The sequence below is a fragment of the Romboutsia sp. LXY-2 genome (assembly GCF_056171995.1).
Window position 1 is genome coordinate 116,708 of the sequence record NZ_JBKFGI010000015.1, and the last position, 13,792, is coordinate 130,499.

Sequence of the window (13,792 nt, forward strand, 5' to 3'; positions counted from 1 at the left end):
TTTTTGTATTGTAAACGTTTATATTAATTATATTATCAAAGCAAAATACCCCTATCAACTTATAGATATTGGCTTTATGTCACCATATATAGTGACATTTTTAGAAATTAGTGACATTTTATTTAAGATTAATAAATCTCCTATATTATTTATCTAAGTTATGTAAAAAATACTTATTTTTACATAACAAAAAGACTATAGCGAAATTTCGCTATAGTCTTTTTGTTATATTAATTTGATAATCTTTCAAATAATGAGTCTAAGTTTGGATCTTTTAAGAAGTTGTTTATTCCGATTACTTCTACATTAGGGTTTGATTTTACTACCCTTTCTTTTAAATTGTTATGAGTTACTACTATTTGAGTATCTGTATCTATATTATCTACTGACGTATTTGTTATTTGTATAGTTAAATCTAGGTCTTTTATTCTGTTCTTAAATCTAGATGCACCCATAGCACTAGATCCCATACCAGCATCACAAGCAAATACTATTTTGTTTATTGCGCTAACTTCTAATGCTATTGCGGCTTCTTCTGCTTTAGGTTCAACACTCTTCATATCTTTAACTTTAGCTTGAGCCTCTTCTAAAGAGTCATCTTCTCCTCTTAATGCTGCCTTCTTAACGAATGGTGCTGCTACAAAGAATGATGTTGCTGTTGCTGCTGCAACCCCCGCTAATACTGGAAGTAATTCTCCTTTTGGTGCTAATGCCATTAATGCAAATATACTTCCTGGAGATGGTGCTGCTACAAGTCCTGCTCCTAATATTGAGAATACTAAAACTCCTGCTGCTCCCCCTGCTATAGCTGCCAATATTAATACTGGATTCATTAATACATATGGGAAGTATATCTCATGTATCCCTCCGAAGAAATGTATTATCGCCGCCCCTGGAGCAGATTGCTTTATAGATCCTTTACTGAACATCCAGTAAGCTAATATTATACCAAGACCTGGTCCTGGGTTACTTTCTAATAAGAACATTATTGATTTTCCGTACTCTTGAGCTTCTGATATACCTATTGGTCCTAATATACCGTGGTTGATAGCATTATTTAAGAATAATACTTTACCAGGCTCTATGAATATTGAAACTAGTGGTAATAATCCTTTTTGAACTATTACTTGAACTCCACTTTCTATTATTGCTGTTGCTGCTACTATTGCAGGTCCTATTGCATAGAATCCTACTATTACTAGTAACATACCTATTATACCTATTGAGAAGTTATTTACTAACATTTCAAATCCTGTTGGTATCTTACCATCTACCCACTTATCGAATTTCTTTATAACCCATCCAGCAAGTGGTCCCATTGCCATTGCACCTATAAACATTGGTATATCTGCACCAACTATTACACCCATAGCTGCTATAGCACCTATAACTCCACCTCTTTGTCCAGCTACTGCTTTACCACCTGTGTAAGCTATTAGTAAAGGTAATAAATATTTTAACATTGGGTCTACTAGTCCTGCTAACTTTTCATTAGGGAACCATCCAGTTCCTATGAAACATGCTGTTATTAATCCCCAAGCTATAAATGCTCCTATATTTGGCATTACCATTCCACTTAAGAATTTACCAAACTTTTGTACTGCAACTTTTACTTTTGACTCTTCTGACTTATTCATTGTTGTTGCACTTGAATTGCTCATAATAATTCCTCCCGTATGTATTTTATATTTCGAATTTTTTTATTAGTTCATCTTATATACTAATTATAACGGGAATACATTTTCATAACAATCTTAAGAAGTCCCTTTTATGTCAGTTATTATAGTGACATTTTTACAAAAATTTAGTTAATTTTTAAACAAGTCCTATGGGCCAAAATCGTTACTATTACTACATTTAAAAGACCTTGGTTGATATCCAACCAAGGTCTTTTTGTTATATAAATATCTATATTATTCTACTGTTACTGACTTAGCTAAGTTTCTTGGCTTATCTACGTCACATCCTCTTATGTCTGCAACATGATATGCTAATAATTGAAGAGGTATAACACTTAGTATACCAGCTAACATATCATCAACGTCTGGGATGTATATTACTTCATCTGCTGCTTTTTCTACTTCTTTATTGTGTTCTTGTGCTATAGCTATAACTTTAGCTCCTCTAGCTCTAACTTCTTGCATATTTGAAACCATTTTTTCAAATAAGTCTTCTTGTGTAGCTAAAGCGATTACTGGAGTTCCTTTTTCTATTAATGCTATAGTACCATGCTTTAATTCTCCTGCTGCAAATGCTTCAGCATGAGCATAAGATATTTCTTTTATTTTTAAAGACCCTTCAACTGCTATTTGATAATCAAGCCCTCTACCTAAGTAGAATATATCTTTACTGTCTTTTAAAGTCTTAGCTATTTCTGTTACATGAGCTTCGCATCCTAATACTTCTTGAACTTTTTCTGGCATTTCTTTAAGCTTATTTATTACATCCATATATTTCTCTTTAGTTATTGTTCCTTTTTTAATAGCAAAGTCTAATGCTATCATGTAGAACGCTACTAATTGAGTAGTATATGCCTTTGTTGATGCAACAGCTACTTCAGGTCCTGCCCAAGTATAGAACACGTCATGAGATTCTCTTGCTATTGATGAACCAACAACGTTAGTTACTGATAATATTCTAGCTCCTTTAGACTTAGCTTCTCTTAAAGCTGCTAATGTATCTGCTGTTTCACCAGATTGGCTAGCTAATATTACTAATGTGTTTTCATCTACAAATGGATCACTATATCTAAATTCTGATGCTATATCAGTTATTACTGGAATTTTAGCAAATTTCTCTATAGCGAACTTACCAACAAGTCCTGCATGGTAAGCTGTACCACATGCTATTATATATACTTTATTTATTTTTTCTAAATCTTCTTTAGTCATTTTTATATCATCTAATTTTATTTCAGAGTTTTCATTTAATCTTCTTATTAAAGTTTCTCTAACTCCTACTGGTTGTTCATATATTTCTTTTAACATGAAGTAGTCATATCCACCTTTAGATGCTGATTCAACATCCCAAGTTATTTCACTTACTTCTTTTTCAACAACCTCTTTATTTGCATTTAGTATTGTTACATCTTCACCAACTATATGAACATACTCATCGTTTTCTAAGAAGTACACGTTTCTAGTATATTTTAATATTGCTGGTATATCAGACGCAACAAAGTTTTCACCTTCTCCAAGTCCTACTACTAGTGGACTGTCTTTTCTTACAGCTACTAACTCATTGTTATTATCACTACATACAACACCTAGAGCATATGCTCCTCTTAATCTTTCAGTTGTTTTATAAACAGCATCTAATAAGTTACCTTCATAGTATTTGTCTACTAAGTGAGCAACTACTTCTGTATCTGTTTGAGATAAGAACACATAACCTTCAGCTTGTAATTCTTCTTTTAATTCCATATAGTTTTCTATTATTCCATTATGAACAACAGCTATTGATTTATCCTTGTTAAAATGAGGATGAGAGTTAACATCTGATGGTTCTCCATGAGTTGCCCATCTAGTATGTCCTATACCTAATCCACCTTTTATAGGATTTTTTTCTAAATCTTCTGCAAGTATTGCAAGTCTTCCTTTAAACTTTCTTATAGATAATTCGTCTCCAGTATTTACAGCAACTCCAGCAGAGTCATATCCTCTGTACTCAAGTTTAGAAAGTCCCTCTATTAGAACTTCTGTTGCCTCTCTGTTTCCTAAATATCCAACTATTCCACACATAATTTGTGTCCTCCTAAAAAATATTATTTTAATTTATATATTTTAAGAGTTAGGTCATATAAGTTTACTTGAATTTCTCTTTGTCCACAAGATCACTCTCATGTTTTAAAGAAATTCTTCGATGGTAAACACACCGCAGAGCATCCGCCGATAATTCGATTAACTCTGACCTCGTCAACTTAGCACTTTAAAATCAAACTTTGATGTCTTTTGCTAAGTTCTGGCGCTTAGAAAGTGAATACTAAGACTATATCTTAGTATTCTACCCCTATTATCATTTTTTAATGTTAGGAATTTTTGTAACCTAATCTTAGTATTCACTTTTCAAAACTACGATAACTTTTCTTGTATAAGGTTAGCTAAGTTTGTAGCTAATTCTTTTATTTGACCTTCCTCTTTACCCTCTAACATAACTCTTACTAATGGTTCTGTTCCTGATGGTCTGATTAATACTCTTCCACATCCATCTAAAAGAGATTCTATTCTTTCGATTTCGCTCTTTATTTCAGGATATTCCATGTATCTATTTTTGTTCTCATTTTTTATTCTTGCATTAACTAATACTTGTGGGTATTGAGTCATTACTGATGCAAGTTCTGATAAAGTTTTACCTTCTTCTAATATTATTTTAGATAATACTAGTGAACTTAAAACTCCATCTCCTGTTGTTATATAGTCTAAGAATATCATATGGCCAGATTGTTCTCCGCCAAGGCTATATCCTTTTCTTTGCATTTCTTCTAATACATATCTATCTCCTACTGCAGTAGTAGCAAGATTTATTCCATGCTCTTTAGCTGCGATAGTAAGACCTATGTTACTCATAACTGTTACTACTAATGTATCTTGTGCTAATTGATTTACTTTCTTTAAATATATAGCACTTAATATCATTATATGATCGCCATCCACTATTTGTCCCTGTTCATTTACAGCAATTAATCTATCAGCATCTCCATCATAAGCAAGACCTAAATCTGCTCCGTGCTTTTTAACTGCTTCTTGTAAACTTTCTGGGTGTGTTGAACCACATTTATCGTTTATGTTGTTTCCATCTGGTGTACTATTTATTGTTATTACATTTGCACCTAATTCATCAAATACTATTGGTGCTACTTCATATGCTGCACCATTAGCACAATCTAAAACAACTTTTAGACCTTTAAAGTCTACGTTTATTATAGATTTTAAGTATTCTACATAATCTCTTTGTGCATCATGCTCATGTAATCTTCTACCTACTTCTGAGCCTACTGGATGATAATCTATTTTATCTATATCATCAATGTATTCTTCAATTTTTAATTCTACTTCATCATCTAATTTATATCCATCTTTATTAAAGAATTTTATCCCATTGTATTCAACTGGATTGTGTGATGCTGATATAACTACACCACAGTCAGCGTTATACTTCTTTGTTAAATATGCAACTGCTGGTGTTGGAACTACCCCTACTGTTATTACGTCACAACCAACAGACATTAATCCAGCAACTAATGCTGATTCAAGCATATCGCCTGATATTCTAGTATCTTTTCCAACTATAACTTTAACTCTATGGTCTCCCTGAGCTAAAACATATCCACCTGCTCTTCCTAGCTTATAAGCTAAGTCACAAGTTAATTCTGTATTGGCTACTCCTCTTACTCCGTCAGTACCAAAATATTTTCTCATGAAAAAACTCCTTTCATAGTGAAAAGCATATCTCATATAATTTATATTAAAGTATATACTATTGTGCTTGTATTAATAATTTTTACCATAGGATTATTTTAATGCACATTAAATAAAAAGACAATAGAAATATTTCTATTGTCCTTTTTTTGATATATTTTAATCTATTTAACAGCTTCTGCACCTTTTAATAAAGCTTCTTTATTTAGTGGTACAAACTTCTCTTTACTTGGACCAAAAACTTTTTTGAAAGCTTCAAGAACTGACTCAACTTCAACAGTTTTTGATAATTCTAAGTAAGCTCCAAGCATTACCATATTTGCAACTTTAGGATTTCCTAATTCGTTTGCTAGTTCATTTGCATTTATATAATAAGCTTCTACATCTTCTCTTTCAACTTTTCTTTCTATTAACGAACTATTTATTAGTACTTTACCACCTGGCATTACATCATTTTCGAATTTATCTAAAGATGGTAAATTCATTACTATTGCACAAGTAGCATCGTCTGAGATAAGTGGCGATCCAACTGGTTTGTTAGATACTGTAACAGCACAGTTAGCTGTTCCTCCACGCATTTCTGGTCCATAAGATGGTAACCAAGAAACTTCTTTTCCTTCAAGCATTCCTGCATAAGTAAGTAATTGTCCCATAGACATAACACCTTGGCCACCGAAACCTGCACATATTACTCTAGCTGTAGACATATTACTTCACCTCCCCATTTAGTTCAACATCTTTTATGTTACCTAGTGGATAATATGGCATCATGTTGTCTCTTAACCACTGAAGTGAAGCATTAGGAGATAATCCCCAGTTAGTTGGGCAAGTAGATAATACTTCAACTATTCCAAATCCTATTCCTTGTTGTTGAACTTGGAATGCTTTTTTTATAGCTTTTTTAGCTTTTCTAACATTAGCAGGAGTATCTACAGAAACTCTTTCTACAAATACAGCACCGTTAAGTGTAGCTAACATTTCACTCATTTTTATTGGGAAACCTTGAGTGTGTTCATCTCTACCTAAAGGAGCAGTAGTAGCTTTTTGACCAACTAAAGTAGTTGGAGCCATTTGTCCTCCTGTCATTCCGTATATAGCATTATTTACGAATATTGTAGTGAACTTTTCACCTCTAGCAGCAGCATGAACTATTTCTGCTGCACCTATTGATGCTAAGTCTCCATCCCCTTGATATGTAAATACTACTTTATCAGGGTGAACTCTTTTTATTCCAGTTGCACAAGCAGGTGCTCTACCGTGAGATGCTTGTTGTACGTCACAGTTGAAGTAGTTGTATGCTAAAACTGAACATCCAACTGGAGCAACCCCAATTGCATCTCCAACTACATCTAATTCTTCTAATACTTCTCCTACTAATCTATGGATTATACCATGTGTACATCCTGGGCAGTAGTGTGTTTGAGTGTCAGTTAATCCTTGAGTTTTTTTAAATACAACAGCCATTACATAGCACCTCCTGTAGATAATTCTTTCCCTACTATTTCTCTAGCTTTTTCAGCTATTTCAGATGGAGCTGGTGCCATTCCTCCAGCTCTTCCGTAGAAGTGAACTGGTAATTTACCTAGAACTGCTAATTGAACATCCTCAACCATTTGTCCCATACACATTTCTACTGTTAATATATTTTTTGCGTTATCTATTTTATTAAAAGCTTCGAATGGGAAAGGCCATAAAGTTTTAGGTCTTATTAATCCCGCTTTTATTCCTTCTTCTCTTAATATATCTATTGCACTCTTAACTATTCTTGAAGTAGTACCGTATGCAACAAATACTATTTCAGCATCTTCTGTTTTATACATTTCATACTGAACTTCATTCTTTTCTATTTCTTTAAATTTCTTATCTAATTTTATACAATGTTGCTCTAATACTTCAGGCTCTAAGTATAATGAGTTAATTACGTTAGCCTTTCTTTCTCCTTTAGTTCCAGTAGTTGCCCAATCTTTTGGTTGTAATTCTCTCTTTTTAGGAGCTTTGAATTCTACTGGCTCCATCATTTGACCTATCATACCGTCTGCTACAACCATAGTTGGTGTTCTATAGAAATCAGCTACTTCAAAAGCTTCCATTATCATATCTACAGCTTCTTGTACTGTTGCTGGTGCAAACACAGGAGTTCTATAGTCTCCATTTCCACCACCTCTAGTTGACATGAAGTAATCTGCTTGAGATGGTTGGATACTTCCTAATCCTGGGCCCCCTCTTGTTACGTTAAGTACAACGCAAGGTAGCTCAGCTCCTGCTGCATAAGTTATACCTTCTTGCTTTAATGCAACCCCTGGTGAAGATGAAGAAGTCATAACTCTTGCTCCAGCTCCTGCTGCTCCATAAACCATGTTTATTGCTGCAACTTCTGATTCTGCTTGAACAAAAACTCCATCTACCTTAGGTAGCTCTCTTGACATATATTCTGGAACTTCGTTTTGTGGTGTTATTGGGTAACCGAAGAAATATCTACAACCTGCTTCTATAGCAGCTTTTCCAAATGCTTCGTTACCTTTCATAAGTATCTTAGCCATTAAAAATCCCCCTTTTTATATGAATACTATTTCTCTTATAATTACATTCTCTCTACAGTTATAACCTCATCTGGACACATAGTTGCACAATTTGTACATCCTATACATTTTTCCATTTCTAATACTGTTGCAGGGCTATATCCTTTTTTGTTTATTATACCTTGGTCTATTGTTACAATGTTTAGTGGACAAGCTTCAACACATAATCCACACCCTTTACAACGGTCTTGATTAAAAGATACTTTTCCTTTTGCCATTAACCCAAGCCTCCTTAAAATTTGTATATATTTGAGCTCAAACTACATCCAGTCTTCTCTCATAAAAAGCTTTATCGGGAATATTTCACCCTCTAAATCCTTTGGTAACTCATCAACTAGATGTTCTAAACATACAACATACTTTATCGGTATATTACATTGTTTAGATACTTCTTTTGCTATATCTTGGCCTTTTAACACATCTTCTATAGTTGTTGATCTAATAAGATGAGTGTTATTTATAAGACCTGTTACCTTTAGTTTAGATGATTTCTCAATTGCTTTTATATGTTCAATGACTTCATTTGCAGTCTGAGTTTGCTCCCTATTTGCATTTACAACACAAAACATATCATAGTCATCTTCTTTTATTAAATGACTAAATCTTCCCATTACTCTAGCTCCTACATTGTCTCCACCCACATCAATAACACAATTATATGTATTATCACTTATCGGTGTCATTACTTGAGCAGAAACTGATGGTAAATCCAGTGTTGGTGCATTAATTGAACTATCTATAGGTAGTATATCTAGAGATTTAAGTAATTCTTTTTTCTCTCTAGTCCTAAAATATACGTTAACTACATCTAGGTCAGCCAATGCAACTTTACCTGTAACCATGCTTCTTAACTTTGTTACATAATTTATAGAAAATTCACTTTTGCCACTTCCATAATGCCCTATTATTATTCTGATTCTTTTGTCATTAGTTATCATTGGTAAATTTTCGCCTCTTCTTCTCCACTTAATACTCTAAGCCCACCTTGAGCTAAAGCTATCATTTCGTCTTCACCTGGATAAACTCTTACTTCGCTTATAAAACTAACTCTATCTTTAATATTATTTGTAACTAAGCTAGAATAAGCAATTCCTCCAGTTAGTAATATTGCATCTACTTTTCCTTTTAATGCTGCTGCACAACTTCCTATTTCCTTGCTTACTTGATAAACCATTGCTTCGTGAATTAGTTTTGCTTTTTCATCACCCTCATTAACCGATGCTTCAACATCTCTAATATCATTAGTGTTTAGGTAAGCTACTACTCCACCATTTCCTTTAATTCTCTTTTTGATATCGCTTTCAGTGTATTTACCACTAAAGCACATTTTTATTAAATCTCCTACAGGAAGTCCACCACTTCTTTCTGGTGAGAATGGTCCTTCTCCATCTAGAGCATTTGCTACATCTACTACTCTACCTTTTTCATGAGCACCTACAGATATTCCTCCACCCATATGAGCTACTATAAAGTTACATTGACTGTAATCTTTACCTAACTCCTTTGCAGCTCTTCTTGCTATAGCTTTTTGATTTAATGCATGGAAAATACTTTTTCTATCTATTTCTGGAATACCAGATACTCTAGCAACTTCATTTAATTCATCTACTACAACTGGATCTACTATATATGAAGGTATGTTAACTTCATCACCTATTTGTTTTGCTATAATTCCACCTAGGTTTGAAGCATGTTCACCTAATACACCAACATTTAAATCATTTATCATAGCATCATTTACGATGTAAGTTCCACCTTCTATTGGTTTAAGAAGACCACCTCTACCTATTACTGCGTCTAACTCAGATATTTTTATTCCACCTTCATTTAACGCTTCTTCAATCACTCTTTTTCTAAATTCAAATTGATCAGATATTTTACTATATTGACCTATTTCTTCTGAAGAATGTCTCAGCGTTTTTTCAAATACAAGTTCTTCATTATCAAATACTGCTATTTTAGTTGATGTAGAACCTGGATTAATAGTTAATAATCTGTAGTTTTTACTCATTCTCCTCTGCCCCCTATGATATTATTTAGCCTTAGCTGCCATTAAAACACCTAGTGCTATAGAATTTAACTTAGTCTCTTCACTATCTGCTCTTGATGTTAATATGATTGGAGCCTTAGCACCTACTATAACACCTGCATTTCTTGTTTTTGAGAAGAATACTAAAGATTTATATAAAATATTCCCAGCCTCTATATCTGGTACTAATAGTATATCTGCTTTTCCTGCTACAGGATGATCAATACCTTTATGTATAGATGCTTCAATAGACACCGCATTATCTAATGCAAAAGGTCCACCTACTATACACCCTTCTATTTCCCCTCTTAGACACATATCTTCTAGCTCTTTAGCATCAACTGTATCTTTCATCTTTGGATTTACTTTTTCTTTTGCGCATATAGCTGCAACTTTTGGAATTTCTATATCTAAGGCATGTGCAACTGCACATGAATTTTCTATGATTTGCTTTTTAGCATTTAAATCTGGAGCAATATTCATAGCTGCATCAGTTACAAAGAATAATCTATCATAACCATCTACATCAAATACTCCAACGTGACTTAACACATTTCCTGTTCTTAAGCCAATTTCTTTATTTAGAACTGATTTTAATATTATTGATGTATCTACTAAGCCTTTCATAACCATATCAGCTTTATTTGTAGATACTAACTCTACTGCTTTTAGACATGCTTCTGATAAATCTTTAATATCTATTAGTTCATAGTTATTAAGATCTATATCTATACTATTTGCTATTTCTTTTGTTTTTTCTATATCTCCTACTAAAATAGCATTTGCTATTTTTTCTTTTCTAGCCATCTCAACCGCCATCAAAACTTCTTTGTCTTGGCAGCATGCTACAGATATAGTTTTAGGTCCTCTTTCTTTTGCAAATTTAATAACTTCGCTAAAGTTTCTCATTTCCCCACCTCATATATAAAATAAATTTCATTATGTATCTATTTCATAATTTCCAATACATCATTTCTTATGAACATTGTATTCAAACTTAATAATCAAATCCCCATAAGATTATTAAGTTTCAAAAACCTTTTCCTTATCTACTTAGATTATACATTTTTTATCAACGTTTTCCTAGCCTAAAAATCACTTTATTATTGTTATTTTTTTAATAATAAAAAAACAGTACAAATCTAAGTATATTTTTCATACTTAAATTCGTACTGTATAATGTTTTATTTATATATATTTATTGCTTTAATTCAATCATATTTGGCTGTACATTTACACTTTTAAACTCATAAGTAGACTGGTATTTTATCTCATACTTTCCATCTTGACTACTTTGACTTAAGTCTATATACAACACTATATCAGACTTAGTTAAATTTGTTATATCATCAGTATATTCTAGGGTAACTTTTATAGTTTCAGGTATATCTAGCTTTGTTATATCAATATTATTTACATTGTTTTTAAGCTCTATCTCATCTTTAGTATAAGATAGATCGCTAGATGTTATGCTTACAGTATCAATTATCAACGAAACGTATTTATTTTCGACTGTAACGCCCTGAGGAATGTCTAATAATACATCTTTATTATCACTATCTATTAGGCTTTGTAGATCTATAATTTGAGTATATATTTTATCTATCCCATCTATAACCTCACCTTTACCTTTAATAGTTATAGTATTTTGACTTAACTTATAATCTTTTAAGTTTTCAATTGTCTCATAGCCTTCTTTTAATCTCGGCTCTATTGGTACTGTCTTTTGTTTTAAAAGTTTGAAGTCAGCTGTTATATATTCATTTTCTAGATCTACGCCAACAACCTCTTTACCTTTATCATCAACAGGTACTAATTTTACTTGTTGAGAAAAATCATTATTCTGGCTCTTAATATCTACTTTACCTACTACCTTTTGTACTTGCTGTACTAATGATCTAGGTCCAGACACTTTTATACTCTCTTCGCTTAAATTCATGTTCTCCACAATCTTATCTTTTGTTGCACCTTCTATGTTAACATCAACGCTTCTCTTTTCTTCTATAACTTTTTCAAGAGAAACTATAATTACTTTAGTTTTAAATTCATGAGTAACTCTCTCTGAGATATTAGCTCTTAAATACAGCTCATTTTTACCTTCAATTGGGTTATATATTTGCCCTGAAATATGTATATCTTGAGCCTTAATTTTTTGTAAATTAGATAGCTTTCCTGTTAAATATAAGTCTGTTGTTAATTCAGTATCAGGATAAAGCACAAGATCATTAGCTTTTAATTCACTCATATTAGTTATTATAATTGGTAGGTCTTCTATTAATTTAGTTTCTTCAGGGTCTACTACTGCCATTACATATAACCATAGTACTATAGCACTCATGAGTGATATTAGTTTTATCTTAGTGTTATTTTTAATTTTATCTATCATCTGAATATACCACCTTTAAAGAAACTTTTTTCAACTGTATTAGTCTTTAGATTACTACGCAATATGTTAGTCATTCTATCCTTAGATATGTCTCTATATAACTTTCCAGCTTTTGCTATAGATACACCACCTGTTTCTTCTGATACCATCAATGTAATACAATCAGAAACTTCACTTACTCCAATACCTGCTCTATGTCTAGTTCCTAAGTCTTTACTCAAATCTTTACTTTGAGTTAAAGGTAAAAAGCATGCTGCAGCTTTTACTTTAGAGTCTCTAATTACAACAGCTCCATCATGTAATGGTGTATTTGGAATAAATATATTTATTAATAATTGTCTAGAAATTTCTGCATCAATTATTGTTCCTGTATTTATTATGTCTCCTATTTTAGTTTGTCTTTCCATGACAATAAGAGCACCTATTTTTTGTCTTGATAATGAATATAGCGCTTCCACTATCTCTTCTATTGTTTTATTTAAAATTTCTTCAGAAGTATTTACATTATTCTTTCCAAAGAAATTGAATTTTGTTCTCCCTATATGTTCAAGTCCTGCTCTAAACTCTGGTTGGAATATTATAATTACAGCTATTACTCCTATTTCAAGAGTATTAACTAATACCCAATATAAAGTATGTAAGTTAAAAGTTTCACTTAGTTGAGTCGCTACTAATAAAAATAATATACCTTTTAAAACTTGCGCGGCTCTAGTGTCCTTTATAAACATAAATATTTTATAGAAAATATATGCTACTATCGATATGTCAATTAAATCATATATGTTCATTCTAAGTATTATATCAAAAAATCCATCTAAAAAGGAATTTATATCGAACACAGCTTTATCCTCCTGCTTGATAAGTTCTTAAGTTTACACTATGTATTATACTATATTAATCTTAGTATATACAAATTATTTAAACTGTACATAATAATTATAAATCATTTTATATAATTAAATATCGGTTTTATGTAAAATATCTTAAATTTAATTTCAATAGTAAAAAGTCATTTATCTATTTAATTTATGTAATTTTCAAGTATTTAAGCATTATAAAAAAATATAAAAAAAAAGTTTCACTAATGTGAAACTTTCTATTGGTGAGCGCACAGGGATTCGAACCCCGGACACACGCCTTAGAAGGGCGTTGCTCTATCCAGCTGAGCTATGCACCCATATTATATGGAGCGGCAAACGAGATTCGAACTCGCGACTTCAACCTTGGCAAGGTTGCGCTCTACCACTGAACTATTGCCGCATATTGGCGGGAATAACAGGACTCGAACCTGTGACCCATTGATTAACAGTCAATTGCTCTACCAACTGAGCCATATTCCCGCGTATTTAATTAAAATGGCGACCTGGAAGGGACTCGAACC

General features: G+C 32.4%; 12 protein-coding genes and 3 tRNA genes. All 15 read right to left on the reverse strand.

Annotated elements, in window-relative coordinates; all coding sequences use genetic code 11:
- Positions 1-230: 230 nt before the first annotated feature.
- Positions 231-1,637 carry a PTS mannitol transporter subunit IIBC gene (locus tag ACI48P_RS19445; protein ID WP_475218823.1) on the reverse strand — a complete coding sequence of 469 codons (1,407 nt, stop codon included), beginning with the start codon at positions 1,635-1,637 and terminating at the stop codon, positions 231-233.
- A 276-nt stretch (positions 1,638-1,913) separates the two neighbouring features.
- Positions 1,914-3,740 carry a glutamine--fructose-6-phosphate transaminase (isomerizing) gene (gene glmS / locus ACI48P_RS19450; protein WP_475218798.1) on the reverse strand — a complete coding sequence of 609 codons (1,827 nt, stop codon included), beginning with the start codon at positions 3,738-3,740 and terminating at the stop codon, positions 1,914-1,916.
- A gap of 330 nt (positions 3,741-4,070) precedes the next feature.
- On the reverse strand, positions 4,071-5,417 hold the full coding sequence (gene glmM, locus ACI48P_RS19455) for a phosphoglucosamine mutase (protein ID WP_475218800.1): 1,347 nt from the start codon (positions 5,415-5,417) through the stop codon (positions 4,071-4,073).
- Positions 5,418-5,581: 164 nt separating this feature from the next.
- Positions 5,582-6,124: a 2-oxoacid:acceptor oxidoreductase family protein gene (locus ACI48P_RS19460; protein WP_475218802.1), complete on the reverse strand. Its 543-nt coding sequence runs from the start codon at positions 6,122-6,124 to the stop codon at positions 5,582-5,584.
- Position 6,125: 1 nt separating this feature from the next.
- Complete coding sequence (locus ACI48P_RS19465; RefSeq protein WP_475218804.1) at positions 6,126-6,881, reverse strand: thiamine pyrophosphate-dependent enzyme; 756 nt, start codon at positions 6,879-6,881, stop codon at positions 6,126-6,128.
- Positions 6,881-7,957, reverse strand: coding sequence for a 3-methyl-2-oxobutanoate dehydrogenase subunit VorB (locus tag ACI48P_RS19470; protein ID WP_475218806.1), 1,077 nt, complete (start codon positions 7,955-7,957; stop codon positions 6,881-6,883). The genes ACI48P_RS19465 and ACI48P_RS19470 overlap by 1 nt, the downstream gene beginning before the upstream one ends.
- 41 nt (positions 7,958-7,998) lie before the next feature.
- Entirely contained in the window at positions 7,999-8,214 is a 216-nt protein-coding gene (locus tag ACI48P_RS19475) for a 4Fe-4S binding protein (protein WP_475218808.1), read from the reverse strand.
- 42 nt (positions 8,215-8,256) lie between these two features.
- Complete coding sequence (locus ACI48P_RS19480) at positions 8,257-8,934, reverse strand: ATP-binding protein (RefSeq protein WP_475218810.1); 678 nt, start codon at positions 8,932-8,934, stop codon at positions 8,257-8,259.
- Positions 8,931-10,007, reverse strand: coding sequence for a butyrate kinase (gene buk / locus ACI48P_RS19485; protein ID WP_475218812.1), 1,077 nt, complete (start codon positions 10,005-10,007; stop codon positions 8,931-8,933). Before buk ends, ACI48P_RS19480 begins: the two co-directional genes overlap by 4 nt.
- Before the next feature lie 21 nt (positions 10,008-10,028).
- Positions 10,029-10,934, reverse strand: coding sequence for a phosphate butyryltransferase (gene ptb, locus ACI48P_RS19490; RefSeq protein ID WP_475218813.1), 906 nt, complete (start codon positions 10,932-10,934; stop codon positions 10,029-10,031).
- A 289-nt stretch (positions 10,935-11,223) separates the two neighbouring features.
- Positions 11,224-12,411 (reverse strand): CdaR family protein, encoded by a 1,188-nt coding sequence (locus ACI48P_RS19495; RefSeq protein WP_475218815.1) that lies wholly within the window; start codon positions 12,409-12,411, stop codon positions 11,224-11,226.
- Positions 12,408-13,250, reverse strand: coding sequence for a diadenylate cyclase CdaA (gene cdaA / locus ACI48P_RS19500; RefSeq protein ID WP_475218817.1), 843 nt, complete (start codon positions 13,248-13,250; stop codon positions 12,408-12,410). The genes ACI48P_RS19495 and cdaA overlap by 4 nt, the downstream gene beginning before the upstream one ends.
- A gap of 261 nt (positions 13,251-13,511) precedes the next feature.
- Positions 13,512-13,588: transfer RNA gene (locus ACI48P_RS19505), tRNA-Arg, on the reverse strand.
- 8 nt (positions 13,589-13,596) lie between these two features.
- A tRNA-Gly gene (locus ACI48P_RS19510) sits at positions 13,597-13,671 on the reverse strand.
- Between the two features lie 4 nt (positions 13,672-13,675).
- A tRNA-Asn gene (locus ACI48P_RS19515) sits at positions 13,676-13,751 on the reverse strand.
- Between the last annotated feature and the right edge of the window lie 41 nt (positions 13,752-13,792).